Source organism: Geobacillus sp. TFV-3, from assembly GCF_009901865.1.
Taxonomy (GTDB): domain Bacteria; phylum Bacillota; class Bacilli; order Bacillales; family Anoxybacillaceae; genus Geobacillus; species Geobacillus thermoleovorans_A.
In genome coordinates, this window is sequence record NZ_MPSP01000001.1 from 2,693,466 (window position 1) to 2,709,668 (window position 16,203).

Consider the following 16,203-nt stretch of genomic DNA (forward strand, 5'->3'; position numbering starts at 1 on the left):
TCATCATCTCGTTCGTTCTTTTTTCACGATCGTTTCCAGCGATCGCTCCTTTGATTCACGATGGTTCTCCACGTCGGCATGATTCCATTTTATGCACCCCCCGTCATTTCGATGAATTGTCCGATGTCGGTCTCCACACGAATAAATGAGCAAAAAAATGGAAAAACAGAGGAGTACAAGGAGGATGAGACACTTTGAACATCGAAGAACGATTGCAATGCATTGTGGAACAACCGCGGGCGTATGTGTATGGGACAGTGGAATTCGTCAACGATGAATGGATCTTTTTCGACGACGAAGAAGAGGAAGCCTCTTTAATAGAAGAAATAGCGGAACAAGGCATTGAATGGTTTCACGGTGGACATTGGTTGTCCGGCCAATGGCAAGAACAAGGCGCCATCGCCACCGATCTTGGCATCTTTCCTCTTCAGAACGGCGATCGCATTCGTTTTCGCAAGCGGCTGACGTATGCTTATCAGCAATGGCTCGCCGCGCTTCCTGATTCAACCTTTTTCCAGTTTGTTCAATGGCTGAACAGCCTCGGGTTCTCGCTGTATGACTGCTTGTATTGCTACAACGGCTTATTGTTTGCCAAATCATCCGGCGTGAATTTCATGATTTATGACAACACGAAACAAATCGCCAGCGTCCATCACTATTACGAACGCGGACAGACGCCGAGCGATCGTTTTGAAATTACGCTAAACAGCGGGGAACGGGCGATTTGCGCCCAAATTGGCTGAACTGAACTACTGATGAAATCAACGGCGAGACGCCAACGTTTTCCCTTGCCGGCCATTCCACCTAAAGCCATTTTGTTCCCAAAAGAACACCGGCTCCCCCGCCGCCAATCGGCGCCGGGCGGGGGATCATGTTTGCTTCTCCGTCACATACGACGTTACTTCTTCAGCCAAAAGCGGGGGACAAATCACATACCCTTGGGCATACGTGCATTGCAAATCGCGAAGCCGGTCGAGCTGTTCTGGTGTTTCCACTCCTTCGGCGATCGTCTCAAGCCCCAATCCACGTCCCATCGTGATCATCGCCCTAACAATCGCCTCATCGGAAGCGTTCGCATGCAATTGCTCAATAAACGCCCGGTCAATTTTCAAGATCGTCGCCGGCAGCCGCTTTAAATAATGAAACGAAGAATATCCGCTGCCAAAATCGTCAACAGCGATGCCGACGCCAAGCTTCCTGAGTTCATCCATGGTCCGCAGCGTGTTGGACAGATGACGGAGCATCGAATGTTCGGTCAGTTCGAGATGCAGACACGACGGCGATAGACGCGTCTGCCGAAGCGCTTGTTTGACATCATCCACAAATCGCTCATGCTGAAACTGAACAGCGGATACATTGACAAAAATCGCAAGTTGGTCGTTTCCTGTCATCTCCTGCCATCGCTTCACCTGCTTGCAGGCCGTTTTCAGCACCCATCGCCCAATCTCATGAATCAAGCCGGTCTCTTCCGCCAAAGGAATGAATTCATCCGGCCGCACAAGGCCAAGCGTCGGGTGGCGCCAACGGATTAACGCTTCCATTGCTTTTACTGCACGAGTATGTACATCCACAATCGGCTGATAGCAAAGAAACAATTCATTCTCCTCAATTGCTCGGCGCAGATGGCCACCCATTTCCATCCGATGCATCGCTTCTTCGTTCATTTGCGCACAGTAGCGCTCCACCCGGTTTCCGCCGCCTTTTTTCGCCATATTGACCGCCATATCGGCGTGCCGAAGCAGCGCATGTTCGTCCTCTCCATCGTCGGGGAACACGGCTAGGCCGATGCTCGCTGTAATAAAAAACTCCTTTTCCCCGTACATGAGCGGCTTCGCCACCTCACGCACGATGGAACGCGATGTTTCCGCCGCCTCGTCCTCTGCTTTTAATGGAAAAAACAGGCAAAACTTGTCCCCGTGGAACCGGCCGAGCTCCGCGCTAACCGGCAAGACGCGGCGAATGCGCTCGACAAGCTGGCGCAAAATGTCATCACCCGCATAATGGCCGACGCTGTCGTTAATCCATTTAAACCGATCCAAATCGATCAAGGCAACCGCTGCCTTCCGCCGCTTCCGCTTCGCTTTTTCCAGCTGGCGGGAAAACAGCTCCATCCATTTTGTCCGGTTCGGCAAATTCGTATCGGGATCGTAGTAAGCTAAATACGCAATTTTTTCTTCGGCTTTCTTCTGCTCGGTAATGTTATGGCCAATGCCGTAAATGCCAACTTTTTTCCCATCGACAATGATCGGAATGTTTTTCATTTGGAAAAGAAGTCGTTCACCCGATTTCGTCGGCAGTTCCAAATGATAGGTCTGCACATTTCCGCGCAACGCTCGGTAAAAATAGCGGGTGGCGCGGGAAACATCGTTTGAATGAATGTATTTGAGCGAATTCGTATACAAAATCTCCTCCTTTTTGTAACCGAGCACTTGTTCAAAGGCAGGATTGACGCTTGTCAGACGACCATGCAAATCTGTGGAATAGACAATGTCCGTGTTATGCTCAAACAATGATTTGTAGCGTTGCTCCGACATTTGCAGGCGAACATGCAGGCGCTCCATATCGCGTGAGGACGTGGACATGAGCTGCGCCAGCGTCATGATTCCTTCCGGCGGCGCCGGCAATGGCAACGACAAACGGTTCTCCGCTGATGCCGCTGTCTCCGTCAGCGAAACAGCGGCAAACGCAGCCGGCCGCATCGCTGTATGTGCATCTTTCACCAATACTTCGACAGCCGGAAAGAATGTAGCCTGTCCAAAAGCAGACACAACACTGTCAAACAGCGGGCGCGTATACCCACTGAGCGCCGCGCTGTAGTAAAAGAACATCCCCTCAGCCGGCTGCTTGGCCGCATGCATGGCGGCGTCGCGCGCGCTCCAGTAAAGGGACGGGGCATGAACATAGGAAAAGCGAACCTTTTCCCCGTTATGGACGTGACCTCTTACGGCAACGGAACCGTCTGAATGGAGGGCGACGATCGGCAGGCAGGCATTACGCCCATTTCGTTCGACAAGAAACGGGAACTCCACTCCAGAAAGCGGCAGACGGTCCATAAATTCTTTGCCTAAATACCGTTCCAAATAAAGCGACGCCTTTTGTCCATTAAGCTCGTCAATTTGCTGATCGCGGCTTTTCGTGATCGAAAATGACAAGCCGACCGGCTCCCATAAAAACGGTGCGACACAGTGGCCGCGAAGCGCTGTTCCGCTGAAAGAGACAGCGATTCCCCCGCGCTCAAGCCGACCGTCGGACGAAACTAACACGCTGCCCTCAGGAAGAGCGCAGCCTATGATGGCCATTCGTTCGTTGGCAAGCGGCAAGCGGCGAAGCAAGGACGGCAAAACGAAACGGCGGTCAGAAAACACAAGAAGCAACGCCGTATCCCGGTGAATGGCTGCCCCTGCAATGAGCTCCGCCAATCCGTCCGGACGATCAAACTCCTCAGCCGGCAGCGCCAGCGATGAAAGGGTCGATGACATCATCGACGCGATGCCAATGGCAATATTCCCCCCACCAGCCATTGGCAACGGCCCCGCCATTCCGATCACATGGGCGCGCGGCCAACGGCGGACCAGATCAGCAACTATTTTATCGACTTCGCCCGCATCGTGGCCGGCGATTTGGATAAACTGCGGCTCCTCCAAGGAAGAACGATGCTCACTGAACAGACGATCCAACTCCTCGGCACGGCGGCAACAGAACCAACGCATAAACGATCATGCCCCCCTCCGTTGACCAATATAACCAGAAAATTCAAAAAAATACATTTATTCTACCATACCATATTTTCGTCTTCAACAAAAGCGGCAACCAAGAGAAGGCTGCCGCTTCACTTTAGAATAAGTCAAAACCAAGCGGCAGCAGCAAACCAAGAAACAGCGTCACCGCAAGCGCAATGATCCACTGCGTCCAACCCACCGCCGCACTTTTCCCCTTTTTTTCAGCTGCTAAAACCATTTCCATCGCTCCGATCACCCACAGCCCAGCAAGCGCCTTTACCCAATATAGCGCGGATATCGAGGCAATGCTATGCAGCAAAAGCAGACCTGTCACGATCGTGAGAATGTAAAACAGCCGCAACACCATTTGCACGATCTTGGCTTTGCCCGTCCCTTGCCGCTCCATCGACACTGCAAGGAAAAACAAAACAATCGTGATAAGCCAGCTCGTAATATGGGCATGCGTCAACGTCCATCCCTCCAACCATTCTTGTTCCTCCCCATCATAGCACGGCGAGCGGACGGTTGACAAACTTCACGAAAACGAAAGACGCCCTTTCTTTCAAGAGGACGCCTTTCAAACATCAATGGGAGCTTGCTCGCTTTCACCGTTTACTCTCCCACTTTGTTGCGCAGCGTGCCGATGCCTTCCACCGTCACCTCAATGACATCACCCGTCTGCAAAAAGCGCGGCGGATTCATCCCTTTGCCGACCCCAGCCGGTGTTCCTGTAGCAATGATGTCGCCCGGCTCAAGCGTAATGCCTTTGGAGATCGTCTCGATGATCGATTCGATGGAAAAAATCAACTGTTTCGTGCTCGCTTGTTGGCGCACTTCTCCATTGACCCGGGTCTCGATGCGCAAGTCATTGGGGTTTGGGACAAAACGGCGCGGCACAATCCATGGCCCCATTGGGCAAAACGTATCGAAGCTTTTGCCGAGAAAGTATTGTTGGTGCCGCTCCTGCCAATCCCGCGCCGTCACGTCATTGACAATGGTGTATCCAAATACGTAATCCAACGCATTTTCACAGCGAATCCCCCGTCCTTGTTTGCCGATGACCACCGCCAACTCCCCTTCATAGTCCATCTCATCAGTGACATCAGCATGGCGCAAAATCGTCTCCTCATGGCCGATGACCGTTGTCGGCGCTTTCGTGAAGACGATCAAATGCTCCGGCACATCGGCGCCCCCGAGCTCCAGCGCGTGATCGACATAGTTTTTGCCGACACAAAAAATGTTTTTCGCCGGCCGTGGGATCGGTGCCAAAAGACGGACATCACTGAGGCGATAAACGTACTCCGGCGCCGGGTGGCGCAGCGCCCAGTCAACTACTTTTTGTGCTCGGGTGAAAAACGCCTCCCCTTGGGCAATCGCCTCAAGCATCGTCGCCGGTATCGTCTCCGTCCCATCCATCGTTCGTTCGGCGCGGCGCAAATGAACCGCCCAGTCGTCTTCTTGCAGCACGGCTCCCACAAACGTTTCTCCACCGAAAAGTGCGGTGATCAGTTTCATCACGTCTCTCTCCCTTTCTTTGTTATGCAGCGGACGCTTCGTGGACTCTTCTCTTCCGCCCGCCTTCGCCATTTTGATGCGTTGAGGATGATATTCGTCATCGAGGCGAAAAAGCCCTGTTTTTGTAGAATTTTGTCTAAATTAGGAAATTTATCACTTATTTTCTCGAATCGCTTCCTTCTTTTCGTCGTGATATGTATAATAATGTTTAGTTTCCACTAGGGCGTCGATTGGGACTTTCGTCATGCAACACACGTCTTGCATCGACGCGGCATGCCTCAACCAACATTTCAAACGAATTGATGGTGAAGGAAATGGTTCTGTTGCAAATTGAAGAAAAACGGCAACAAATGATCGAATTGGCGCTCACTTATGGGTTCACGGCGAAAGAGACGATCGAATGCAGCCAAGAGCTGGACCAATTGATCAATCAATATTTGCAGCAAACGAGGGTTTTTGAATCGCCTTCCCCGTCCGTCCAGTAAGCGAGGGTTTTTATTGCCCCGCCCGGCGGCGAAACGGCGGCCGCGCTCCGTATGTCCCCCACCTCCACAGCCACTCAACCGGCCCATAACGAAAACGCGCGAACCAAAAGCGGCTCATCCATACTTCAGCTGCATACAAAGCAAACGCGAGCAGCGTCTCCTGCCATGCGCTTGTGCGTCCATACCACCCAAGCCCATAACCGTAAAACAGCGACGTGCAAACGAGCGATTGGGCGAGATAATGGGAAAGCGACATTTTGCCGGCATCCTGCCACCACCGCCAAGCGCGCTGCCAGCTTTGTTTCCCGCAGACGAACACGGCAGCCGCCGCGTAGAACACCGCCAATGCGGCGCCTCCGAAGCTGTCTTGGATGTACACGGTCAAGTCGTTGGCCTCAATCCAATACGGGATGGTTTTGAGCGCTAAACCAAAACAGAGCGCCCACCCCATCAGGCGGCGCAGCTTCGCAGGCGAGTGACGGTCGGCTTCAAGCCAACGTTCGTAAGCGGCATAGCCGCCGAGGAAACAAAAGGGCAATACGGTCAACACTGTAAACAACAGCCCGCCATCGCTGTTGACATAGGCCCAGTCATGCCAACGTTGCCAAAACACATCGCCAAACGTTCCGCTTTGATAATGACGAACCGCTGCGGCCGCCTCAGCCTCGTGGCCGCCAACTGTTTCCATTCCTCCTGCCCACATGCTGAGGGCCATTAGCAGCGCCATGAGGCCGCGAAAAAGAAAAAAGACAGCAACAGCCGCCGCCCCCCACCAACGGGGCGGGGCGGCGAAAAAGAAAAGCATGATGAATCCCGCAATCGCATAAGGAATTAAAATATCGCCAAACCAAAGGCCAAACGCGTGAACAACGCCGATCCCCAACAAAAGAAGGAAACGGCGCAAAAGAATCGGAATCGGCCGCTCCCCGCGGCTGCTGAGCCGGCGGAACATCATCACGGCGCCAAAGCCGAATAAAAAGGCAAACAGCGGATACGCGCTCGCTTCAAACAACACGTCAACGACCGCGGCCACAGTCCGATCGAAGCCCCTGTCCTTGATGGTGTCACCATATAACGCCGGCGAGGAAAAATAACGCATGTTGACAAGCAAAATGCCGAGCAAGGCGAATCCACGCAGCACATCCGCCGCCGCGATTCGCTCGGGCGATCTGATCATCGCTTTCCCCCTTCTTTCTACCGCCTAGCCGTCTGCGCAATCGGCGACGCCTTACAGCCTTGCCAGCACGCCCGCCGCTTGATCCATTTCATTCGACGCGCTCTCTTCTGTTCGTCCGAAGGCGCATACCTGTATCATCAGTTGACATAGCGGCCCGATTTCCCCATTGCCTCCCAATATTGGCGGCGCAAATGCACTTTCTGAATTTTTCCGGAGGCTGTTTTCGGCAGCTCATCAACAAACGTGACTCCCGTAATGGCTTTGAAATGAGCCAGTTTTTCCCGTGAAAAAGTGATCAGCTCTTCCTCTGTCACGTTGTGCCCCGGACGAACGACGACGAACGCATGCGGCGTTTCGCCCCATTTTTCGTGGGGCGCGGCAATGACGGCTGCCTCGAGCACAGCAGGGTGTTCATAAAGCGCACCTTCGACTTCAATCGACGAAATATTTTCTCCTCCGCTAATAATAATATCCTTTTTCCGGTCGACGATATCAATATGCCCGTATTCATCGACGGTCGCCATATCACCGGTGTACAACCAGCCGTCGCGGATCGTTGCGGCGGTCGCTTCTTCGTTTTTCCAATATCCTTTCATGACACCATGGCTGCGAACGATCACTTCGCCGATCGCCCGGCCATTGTGGGGCACTTCGTCGCCGTTTTCATCGACCACTTTCACTTCGCAGCCGATCATTGGATAGCCGGCTTTGGCTTTGATCCGCTGCTTTTGTTCCAGCGTCAGCCCGTCAAGCTGCGGGCGAATGAGCGAAATCGTGCTGAGCGGAGACGATTCGGTCATGCCGTACACTTGAATAAACTCCCAGCCGAGCTTCTCCTCGACGCGCGCGACGAACGCCGGCGGCGGCGCAGAACCGGCGATGACAACCCGCACGCCTTCCGGGACGTCCGGTTGATATTGCTCATAATATTGCAGCAACATATTGAGCACAGTCGGAGCCATATGCATGACCGTCACTTGGTGAGTTTGGACAAGGTCAAAAATGGCTTTCGGGTCCACTTTACGCAGACCGATTTGTGTTGCCCCGTTGGCGGTGTAATAAAACGGAGCCCCCCAGCCGTTGACGTGGAACATCGGCAACACATGCAAATACGTATCGCGGTCGGACACACGCAAATGGTGCATCGTCACAAGCGCATGCAAATAGTTGTTCCGATGCGTCAGCATGACTCCTTTTGGGTTGCCTGTCGTCCCACTCGTATATAGCAAGCTGCATACATCGTTCTCATCGATCATCGGGCGCGGAACGGGCGTCAAAGACTGGCCGTCCAGCCATTCGTCGTAAGCGATTTCATCAATCGCCGCCTCTGTTTTATGGTGGACAATGATCTCCTCGACCGTTTCAAGCTTGTTTTTGACCGGTGCAATCAGCCCGTACAGCTCCTGATCCACAAACAATACTTTCGTTTCGCTGTGATTCAAAATGAAAACGTAATCATCCGGTTTCAGCCGCGTATTCAGCGGCACCATCACCCCTCCCACTTCAAATACACCGTAAAATCCTTCGAGCATCTCGAGCGTGTTGGGCGCCAAGTACGCCACGCGGTCGCCTTTATGAACGCCAAGCCCTCGCAGCCCGTTGGCAAGCCTCGACACCCGTTCGCCAAGCTCACGATACGTCACCGTCCGCCCCGAACAAATCATGGCTGTCTTGTCCCCATAGAGAGCTACGGCGCGATCTAAAAAGTGATTGAGCACGAGCGGCGCATTCATTCTTTCATCCCCTTGTTTTATATTTTTGAAAATTTATAATTGTATTATATAACAAAGATGGCATAAAGAAAAAGAGGGCCCGTCCCAAAAGGTCGTAAAACGACTTTTGAAGCCGGCCCTCTTTCTTGGCTAATCCGCTCCATTGCGCCAAAAAAGAACTCGGTTTCTTCTTTATTTCCAAAAAAACGAATGCTAGGCGGGTTGTCTCAACATCCGCTAGTTATTTCCTTTCACCCCGGCGTCAGAGACGTCCGGATCGACCGTATTCGTGACGCTGCAAAACGTATTCGTTTGCAAGAAATCGCCAGTATTGCCACCGCCGGCGCCTGAATTGGACTTCGTGGTGCTTTTCGGAGCGATTTGCAGCACATCTCCCATGTTGACGGTGCCATTGCCGCTTACGTTCGTCACTTTGATCCCACCAATGACGATTGCTGGCATCCCCTTTCCCCTTCCTTTCTGCCCGTTCCCTTTCTTTATTATACGCGGGAGCTGCTTCCCCCAATTGGACTCTCGCCCCGGATTGAACCGTTTTTTCTCCGTTTTCATACAATAACGATAACGACAGGACGAAAAAGGAGGGGGCTCTTCATGCCTTCATTTATCAGCGGTCCGATTAAGATCACCCATGTCAGCGGCGACGGCACGGTGAATTTCGGCGACGTCTTGCAAATCACACCAAAGAGCACGTTGAAATCCAACACCGGCTCAGGCGGAGGCAACAACGGGGACTTTCTGCAGACGAATACGTTCGTCAGCTTTACGAACGCAAGCGATCCGGACTTGGTAGACTCCAATAATACCGCCAACAATTAAAGCGAACGTTTCGCAGCTTGCGCCCATACACTAGTATCAACGAAAAAACATGGAAGGGAGCATGCCCACATGCCGGCTTTTGTCGGAGTCGTCAAACTGAACAGCATCGGAAGCAGCGGCGTGTTCCATATTGGCGATGTGTTTGCCATTTCCCCGCAAAGCGTAACGAAAACGTTCGCTGGCGCCGGTTCGTTTAACACCGGCGACGGACTTCATATCTATAACTATTACAGTAATACCAATACGAATGACGCCGATGTCGCCGATGAAAATGTCGTCGGAAACGTTTGAAGGAGGAGAAGAAGGGTGCGCGTTTACATCAGCCAAAGCATTTGCATCCATCAGTTGCGGATCGGCTCGGTCACCAATTCGTCCATTTTGCAAATTGGAAGCGCCGGCAGCATTCAAGCGCTCTCGACGCTTGCCAACACCGGCGGATTCACCGGCCCAGCCCCGCAAGCAACCGTGCCGCCCGGTGCATCCGCTCCCCTCGTTCCTCTCCATTCAGCCACCCGCTAAATCGAGCGGAAAAAAGTGATGAGAGCGAAAGGCCGTCCATATATTGAAGTAAGAGGGCTCTTTGGAGAGGATGATGGTGCACAATGAGCATTTACGAGTATTTCGTCAAGCTGCACCGCTATTTATTATGGCAAACAAAAAAAATACGGGCGCTGGAACGCCGTCTCCACGCACTCGAAGCCCGTCTTCGGGAAATGGAGGCTCAGCCGCGCACATCGATCGAACGAATTGAGTATAAATTTGACCAGCTCAAAGTGGAAACGCTCGAAGGAACGCTAAACATCGGGATCACTCCGCCCGGAGCCGGCGGTACAATTGAAGACTTTGCCGTCGAACCGGTCAAAACCGTGATTCCAAAGCCGGAACCGGTGCTGATGCGCCCGATTCAAGAAAAAGTAGCCGCCTATCTCAATGGGGAAGCGTCGGAAACGTTAAAACGCCTTGAGCAGCAATACGGTCGCCGCCTTGACGATACGTACCGCCAGTTCATTTTGCAAGACATCGCCCGGCAAACAGATGAACGCATCCGCTTCTATTTGCAAGAGAAAGCCAACCATGGCTACGTTCCGTCCGGCGACCGCGATGAGGCGGTCGAAAATGAAATTTTTCAAAAAGTGAAAGCCGATATCGAACAATCGCTCGATGCGTTTTTAAAACATTTTCCTTCAGGGGAGGGATCGACGTGAATTATACAGTGATCAATCGTCATTTGCATGTTGGCGACATCCGTCTCGTGGCCGTCGCCAGCGCCTCGTTGTTTTTAATCGGCGACGCTGATGCGATTCACTTGTCATCAGCGTTTGACACACCGCCTGAATCGCTCATCATCGGCCCGTTCGTCCCGCTTGTGCCGGCCCGAGGGGATACGCCGTGAAACGAACGTCAGTTGTGCAAACGTTCCATGCTGAAACGCTTATCATTAGCTCTGTGCTGCAAATCGGCGACTCAGAGCGAATTTCCGCCCGCACGCGCGCCTTTGCCGTTCAACGGCAATATGAATTATTTTTTGGTCGAGAAGGAGAACAAATATTCCCGGTTTTTGCGAAGCCGATCCCGCGCTGGACTTCTCCACCGCCGGCAGCCGTACGCCAAACGCTCCATGAGTCCCCGGTCATTTCTGTTCAGTCTGTGCGCGTGCTCGCGATTTCTTCGTCCGCCATCGTCCATATCGGCTCGACCTCAACAGCAGAGGCCGAGGCAAGAATTAAACATATTCGCCAGCTAGCCGGCTCTGAGTCGAGCGCGCCAACAAGAGGGAGGGATTCATAATGCCTTCGTTTGTCGGCCCGATTAAAATCAACAACGTCAGCAGCGGGGCTGTCGTCCAAATGGGGGACTGTCTGTACATCGCGCCGAAAGTCGCCACGAAAACGCAAGCCGGATCGGGCGGGTTCAACACCGGGGACTTTGTGATGACGAACAACGCCATCAGCTTTACAAACGCGTTTGATCCGGATGTATCCGACCAAAACGTGACCGCCAACAACTGAACGTTGCAGAAAACGAATCCCCTCGCCTTTCATTTGCCGACATCAACCTTATCAGCCGAACGCTGCGGAAACCAAAAAGAGAAGGTGTCCCAAAAGGATCTGGACACCTTTGCTGATTTACCTCTATATCTAAAAAACCATACATTATGCTTGATCGAAAGGAAACCAACCTTTTGCGACCGCCTCATTCTTTTCCTAGAGCCCGTTCAGTTCGACGGACGAGCCATTTACATCATTTCCAGCCAGACGCGCGTGCCGCGTCCGGACGGTTCAGCCGGTTCGACGATGAGCCGTCGCGGCAGACGGTGGCGAATTTCTTGAACATGACTGATGACGCCGACCGCCAGTCGCTCGGTATGCAGCTTTTCCAAGGCAGAAATGACCGTCTCCAGCAGCTCAGCATCGAGGGTGCCAAACCCTTCGTCCAAGAAGAAAAAGCGGAGCGGATACTCGCCGCGCAGCTGAATTTGCGCCGATAGCGCCAACGCCAACGACAGTGACGTCAAAAATGTCTCCCCACCCGAGAGCGTCGATACCGGCCGTCTGACGCCGCCATTGGCATCATCACGGATCAGAAACCCGCCTTGCGAATCCAATTCGAGCGAATACCGATGCCGTGTCAGCCGCTGCAGCCGTTCCGAAGCCATGGCGGTTACTTGCTCAAGCTGCTCTTCAGCCATAAATTCGACAAAACTGTTACCGCGAAGAAGCGCCTGCAACTGTTTATACCGCTCGATGCCCCGGCTGAGCTCCGCCTGTTTCTCCTCTAGTTCAACAAAGCGGCTATGTTTTTTTCTCAACTCTTCTACCTTCGCTTGAGCCGCCCCAAGCTGCTTCGTCATCGCCTCCACTTGCCCCTTCAACTCGGCGTATACACGCTGCATCGTTTTCCATTGTTCAGCGCTCACCGCCGCCCCTCCGATGGCGGCGGCCAGCTGGGCGAGGCGATGTTCGGCTTGCTCGATTTGGCGCCAATAGAGGCGGATTGCCTCATTCCATTCATCCCGCTCGGCTTTTTCCGCCTTCGCTTGCTTGACTTGTTCGACATCGACAAACATGGTGTCCGAAAGCGCGCCGCGCCAACGAGCGAGCGCCTCTTCTTCGCGGCGGACGCTTTCTTCCCACGCCTGCTTGGCTGCTTTTGTTTCGCTTTCAAGCATTTGATATGCCCGCTGGGCTCGCTGCCAGGCCTCATACGCCTGTTGCTCGCCGTTTTGCAACTGGCGCCATTCGGCCTCCGCCTGCTGAAGCTGCACAGCCGCTGGGCTTGAGCCCGTCTTCTCGCCCCGTTGCCGCTCATATTCGTTCCATTGCTGCTGTTTAACACTAATCAGCGAGTCAAGACGCACCCGCTCCGTCTCAAGCCGGCGCCGCTCTTCAGCCGCTTCCTCTTTCGCCTGCTGTTTTTCCTCTAAAAACAGCACGCTGTCCTCCAGCCGTTTTTGCACGTCGCGCCACACTTTTTCCCGTTCACGCAGCTGTTCATACACCGCATCGATCGTCTCAAGCGAATGGAAAGGATACATCTGCCGCCATTGCTGTTCAAGTTGCCGCCGCTCTTCCTCCAGCCGCTGCTTTTCAACTTGCAGCGCTTCGATGTCCGCCGCTATCCATTGGTACGCTTTCTCCACTTCGCGCCGCGCTGGCTCGGCTTCATTCCATTGGGCAAGCGCACGGTAGACCGCTTCTTTCAATTCCATCACATCTTGCGCAAGCGCCCGCACTTCCACAGTGAGGTCGACCGCCTCCTCCACCGAGCGACTTTCGGCCAACACGGGCGGCGCTTCATGGCCTGCCGCCAGCTCGGCAAGCTGCTCGAGCTGCGCCTTGAACGAAATGATCATTTGCCAATCTTGTTCATACCGCTGCCGCTCTACTTCAAGCTCCGACAGCCGGCTTGGCTGGACATCGTGCATTGCAACGGCCGGGTGCGGATGCTCGCGCGATCCGCACACTGGACACGGCTCGCCGGGACGGAGCCGCTCAGCCAAGGCAGAGGCGAGTTGCGCCGTCCGCGCTTCCTCGGCTCGCTGCCGCTCCGCCTCTATCGTTTTCTGCAAAGTATACAATTGTTTTTCAGCGTCCTGCTGACGCCTGCAGACGAAACGATACGTCTGTTCCACACGCCGGAACAGCTCGTGAAGCCGGGAACTGACAGCAGCTGCTCGGCGTTCCCTCTCCAACTTTTCCTCTTCCGCCCGGCGCCAAACAGTCTCCTTTTGCCGAAGCTGGGCATCGATGCGAGCGATGGCTGACGCCGCTTGCTCAATATGCTGCTTCTGCCTGTACGCCCGCTCTGCATCATCTTTTCCAGCCAGCGCCTCTTCATGCCGTTTCAGCTCTTCTTTTAGCTCCTGCTGCCGCTTCGCGCCGCGCTCATACCAGGCCGACGCCTCTTCAAACCGGCGCGCGGCTGCCTTCTCCTTGGCGATGAGGCGCTCCCGTTCTTCATTGAGGGCCGCGAGCTCCTGCCTGAGCGCTTCCATTTGCCGCTCGAGCTGCTCCGCCTGCCGCAGCCGTTCCATCTGGGCAAGCAATTCCGGTTCGCGCCGCGCCTTTTCTTGGCGAGCCCGTTCATAACGCCGCACTGCTTCTTCATAACTCGATTGGGCTTCCTCTAACCGACGCGCCAGTTCTTCATGCCGACGAAACGCCTCTGCCCGCAAGCGGCATGCCTGCTCGTACTGCTCCCAATACGGCCAAATGCGCTCCGCTTGCTCAGCGCGCTCCTTTTTCTCCTCAAGCTCGCGGATAGCAGGCTCATGCCGACGCAACGCGGCGAGCTCTTGTTCGACCGCTTCTTTTTCTTGTTGCCACGCCCATCGTTGTTTTGTTCGTTCCACATCCGCTTCGACTTCCTCAAGCTCTTTTTTTCGCTTGGCAAACAGCCCCGCGAGCTCCCGCACATCCGCCTCTGCCTGCTCAAGCGCCGCTTTTGAAGCGTCTCCGAGCCCTGCTTTTTCCGCTTCGATTTTTTCCCATTCTTGCTCCGCGGCGGCAAGCCGGTCTTTCAGCTTTTTGTTCAACTGATCGCCATACCGCTCAAGATGGAAGAGGCGCTGCAGCATTTGCCGCCGCTCCGACCCTTTGAGCGATAAAAATTCGGCAAATTTTCCTTGCGGCAAGACGACCGCCCGAGTGAAATCTTCCATCGTCAAGCCGAGCAATTGCTCGATCGCCTTGTCCACATCTGACAGTTTATCAGCGAGCACGATCGGCTCGGACCGGTGCTCAATCAAACGGCAAACGGCGCTGCGCGTCCGCCATTCGTCCACTTTTTTTAAGCTTCGTTCGACTGTATACTGTTTCGCTCCTGCCGCATTTTCCAGCTCAAACGTAAACGAGACGAACAGCTCTTGCTCCGCGTGGTTGATGATCGCCTGCGTGCGGTTGGCCGCCCGCTCGACGCTGCCGAACAAGGCGAGCGTCATGGCGTCTAAAATCGTTGATTTGCCGCTTCCGGTCGGTCCGAAAATGCCGAACACGCCGCCGTCGCACAGCGCGGTGAAATCGATCGTCTGCTTTTCACGAAAGCTATGAAGCCCGGCGATCGTCAGCGAAATCGGTTTCATTCTCCCTCCCCTTCCTTCTCTTCTTCCGCCGCCAGCTCCAAAAAGAGGCGGACGAGCTCTTCATCTGGCGTTTGTCCCCCAGTCTGCCGTTCGTAAAAGCGATGAAACATTTCTTCAAGTGAAAGCGGCTCGCGGCTCATTTCCATCATCTCTTCCGCCCGATTGGGAAGCACTGGGCGAATGTGGACAAATCCGGGATGAAGCTTGCGCAGCCGATCAATTTCTTCCATTGTCAACGACTCAGTCACATAGATCTCCAAATCGATCCAGCTTGATCGGTCTCTTCCTTCCTCACACCAGCGGTATACTTGAGCGAGCCCCTCTGTCGCCTTCCAACGGATGAGCGGTTTGCCGGCAGCGAGCGGTATCTCCGCCACCTTGGCCGCGCCGCCTGGATGCACGTCAACGACCGTGACCGATTTGGCTTGACCGGCTTCGGAAAAGCTGTACGCCAAAGGCGAACCGGAATAGCGCGCCGCCGTCTTGGCCCGCTTGACATCCTGCGGCCGGTGCAGATGGCCAAGCGCCACATATTGCGCGGCTTTCGGCAAGCTCTCAGCCGCCACCGTATAAGCGCCTCCGACTTCAATCGGCCGCTCGGAATCGGACGTGCGTCCGCCGGCGACGTAAAGATGGCTCATCGCAACATTGACGGTCTCCACCGTGAACGAGGCTGCCATCGCCGCTAACAAATCGCGGATGCGGTCATCGTACCGATTGCGCATCGTCGTCTCCTTACAGTCGGATGACAACAGCTCAGCAAGGCGCGATTCGGACGGATAGGCCAATGGAGCAAGCATCATCGTTTCCCCGCATGACGGGACGTCAATCTGGCAAACAGCCGCTTGCGGGCGACCGAAAAGAAAAATGTTGTGCGCACACATCAACGTCCGGGCGGCGCTGATCCGGTCGGGGTGATCGTGGTTGCCGCTGATGACTGCCACCGGGCGACGTCCTTTGTCGGACAAGCGGGCGAGGCTTTCATAAAACAGTTGTTCCGCAGCCGCCGGCGGATTGACGGAGTCGAATACATCGCCAGCCACAAGGATGATGTCGATTTGTTCTTTCTTGACAATCTCCACAAGCTCATCAACAAACGCCTCTTGCTCAGCCATCCGACTCCGCCCCTCGAGCGTTCTCCCAAAATGCCAATCCGCGGTATGCAAAATGCGCATTC

General features: G+C 54.3%; 17 protein-coding genes. 9 read left to right on the top strand and 8 right to left on the bottom strand.

The window, feature by feature from the left end; genetic code table 11:
• Window positions 1–194 precede the first annotated feature (194 nt).
• Window positions 195–743, top strand: coding sequence for a DUF2777 domain-containing protein (locus tag BJQ97_RS13590; protein ID WP_160156991.1), 549 nt, complete (start codon window positions 195–197; stop codon window positions 741–743).
• Between the two features lie 126 nt (window positions 744–869).
• Here the strand turns inward: BJQ97_RS13590 and BJQ97_RS13595 are convergent, their stop codons facing one another.
• The 3 genes from BJQ97_RS13595 to BJQ97_RS13605 all read right to left on the bottom strand — a co-directional run bounded on the left by BJQ97_RS13595 (window position 870) and on the right by BJQ97_RS13605 (window position 5,234).
• On the bottom strand, window positions 870–3,710 hold the full coding sequence (locus BJQ97_RS13595) for an EAL domain-containing protein (protein ID WP_160156992.1): 2,841 nt from the start codon (window positions 3,708–3,710) through the stop codon (window positions 870–872).
• A gap of 124 nt (window positions 3,711–3,834) precedes the next feature.
• Entirely contained in the window at window positions 3,835–4,188 is a 354-nt protein-coding gene (locus tag BJQ97_RS13600) for a YisL family protein (RefSeq protein ID WP_160157622.1), read from the bottom strand.
• A 143-nt stretch (window positions 4,189–4,331) separates the two neighbouring features.
• Complete coding sequence (locus tag BJQ97_RS13605) at window positions 4,332–5,234, bottom strand: fumarylacetoacetate hydrolase family protein (protein WP_160156993.1); 903 nt, start codon at window positions 5,232–5,234, stop codon at window positions 4,332–4,334.
• A 314-nt stretch (window positions 5,235–5,548) separates the two neighbouring features.
• Here BJQ97_RS13605 and BJQ97_RS13610 point away from each other — a divergent pair, with 314 nt between their 5' ends.
• Window positions 5,549–5,719: a Spo0E family sporulation regulatory protein-aspartic acid phosphatase gene (locus BJQ97_RS13610; RefSeq protein ID WP_160156994.1), complete on the top strand. Its 171-nt coding sequence runs from the start codon at window positions 5,549–5,551 to the stop codon at window positions 5,717–5,719.
• A 10-nt stretch (window positions 5,720–5,729) separates the two neighbouring features.
• Here the strand turns inward: BJQ97_RS13610 and BJQ97_RS13615 are convergent, their stop codons facing one another.
• The 3 genes from BJQ97_RS13615 to BJQ97_RS13625 form a co-directional block, all read right to left on the bottom strand.
• Window positions 5,730–6,896, bottom strand: a complete 1,167-nt coding sequence (locus BJQ97_RS13615) for a DUF418 domain-containing protein (RefSeq protein ID WP_160156995.1) — start codon at window positions 6,894–6,896, stop codon at window positions 5,730–5,732.
• A gap of 137 nt (window positions 6,897–7,033) precedes the next feature.
• A complete protein-coding gene (locus BJQ97_RS13620) occupies window positions 7,034–8,629 on the bottom strand; it encodes a fatty acid--CoA ligase (protein ID WP_160156996.1) in 1,596 nt (531 codons plus the stop codon).
• A 216-nt stretch (window positions 8,630–8,845) separates the two neighbouring features.
• Window positions 8,846–9,070 carry a spore germination protein gene (locus BJQ97_RS13625; protein ID WP_013523085.1) on the bottom strand — a complete coding sequence of 75 codons (225 nt, stop codon included), beginning with the start codon at window positions 9,068–9,070 and terminating at the stop codon, window positions 8,846–8,848.
• Window positions 9,071–9,220: 150 nt separating this feature from the next.
• On the opposite strand from BJQ97_RS13625, the gene BJQ97_RS13630 reads away from it, so the two are divergent.
• The 7 genes from BJQ97_RS13630 to BJQ97_RS13660 all read left to right on the top strand — a co-directional run bounded on the left by BJQ97_RS13630 (window position 9,221) and on the right by BJQ97_RS13660 (window position 11,454).
• Entirely contained in the window at window positions 9,221–9,445 is a 225-nt protein-coding gene (locus tag BJQ97_RS13630; protein WP_044732168.1) for a spore germination protein, read from the top strand.
• Window positions 9,446–9,514: 69 nt separating this feature from the next.
• Window positions 9,515–9,736 (top strand): spore germination protein, encoded by a 222-nt coding sequence (locus BJQ97_RS13635; RefSeq protein WP_011230193.1) that lies wholly within the window; start codon window positions 9,515–9,517, stop codon window positions 9,734–9,736.
• 15 nt (window positions 9,737–9,751) lie between these two features.
• Complete coding sequence (locus BJQ97_RS13640) at window positions 9,752–9,964, top strand: spore germination protein GerPB (RefSeq protein WP_160156997.1); 213 nt, start codon at window positions 9,752–9,754, stop codon at window positions 9,962–9,964.
• An 83-nt stretch (window positions 9,965–10,047) separates the two neighbouring features.
• Window positions 10,048–10,650: a spore germination protein GerPC gene (gerPC, locus tag BJQ97_RS13645; protein ID WP_160156998.1), complete on the top strand. Its 603-nt coding sequence runs from the start codon at window positions 10,048–10,050 to the stop codon at window positions 10,648–10,650.
• The gene (locus BJQ97_RS13650; RefSeq protein ID WP_013146202.1) at window positions 10,647–10,838 is read left to right on the top strand and encodes a hypothetical protein; all 192 of its coding nucleotides are present in this window, start codon (window positions 10,647–10,649) and stop codon (window positions 10,836–10,838) included. The genes gerPC and BJQ97_RS13650 overlap by 4 nt, the downstream gene beginning before the upstream one ends.
• Window positions 10,835–11,233, top strand: a complete 399-nt coding sequence (locus tag BJQ97_RS13655; protein ID WP_160156999.1) for a spore germination protein GerPE — start codon at window positions 10,835–10,837, stop codon at window positions 11,231–11,233. The genes BJQ97_RS13650 and BJQ97_RS13655 overlap by 4 nt, the downstream gene beginning before the upstream one ends.
• Complete coding sequence (locus BJQ97_RS13660; protein ID WP_160157000.1) at window positions 11,233–11,454, top strand: spore germination protein; 222 nt, start codon at window positions 11,233–11,235, stop codon at window positions 11,452–11,454. The genes BJQ97_RS13655 and BJQ97_RS13660 overlap by 1 nt, the downstream gene beginning before the upstream one ends.
• A gap of 227 nt (window positions 11,455–11,681) precedes the next feature.
• Here the strand turns inward: BJQ97_RS13660 and BJQ97_RS13665 are convergent, their stop codons facing one another.
• Window positions 11,682–15,026 (bottom strand): AAA family ATPase, encoded by a 3,345-nt coding sequence (locus tag BJQ97_RS13665; protein ID WP_160157001.1) that lies wholly within the window; start codon window positions 15,024–15,026, stop codon window positions 11,682–11,684.
• Window positions 15,023–16,201 (bottom strand): exonuclease SbcCD subunit D, encoded by a 1,179-nt coding sequence (locus BJQ97_RS13670; RefSeq protein WP_160157002.1) that lies wholly within the window; start codon window positions 16,199–16,201, stop codon window positions 15,023–15,025. The genes BJQ97_RS13665 and BJQ97_RS13670 overlap by 4 nt, the downstream gene beginning before the upstream one ends.
• Window positions 16,202–16,203: the final 2 nt, after the last annotated feature.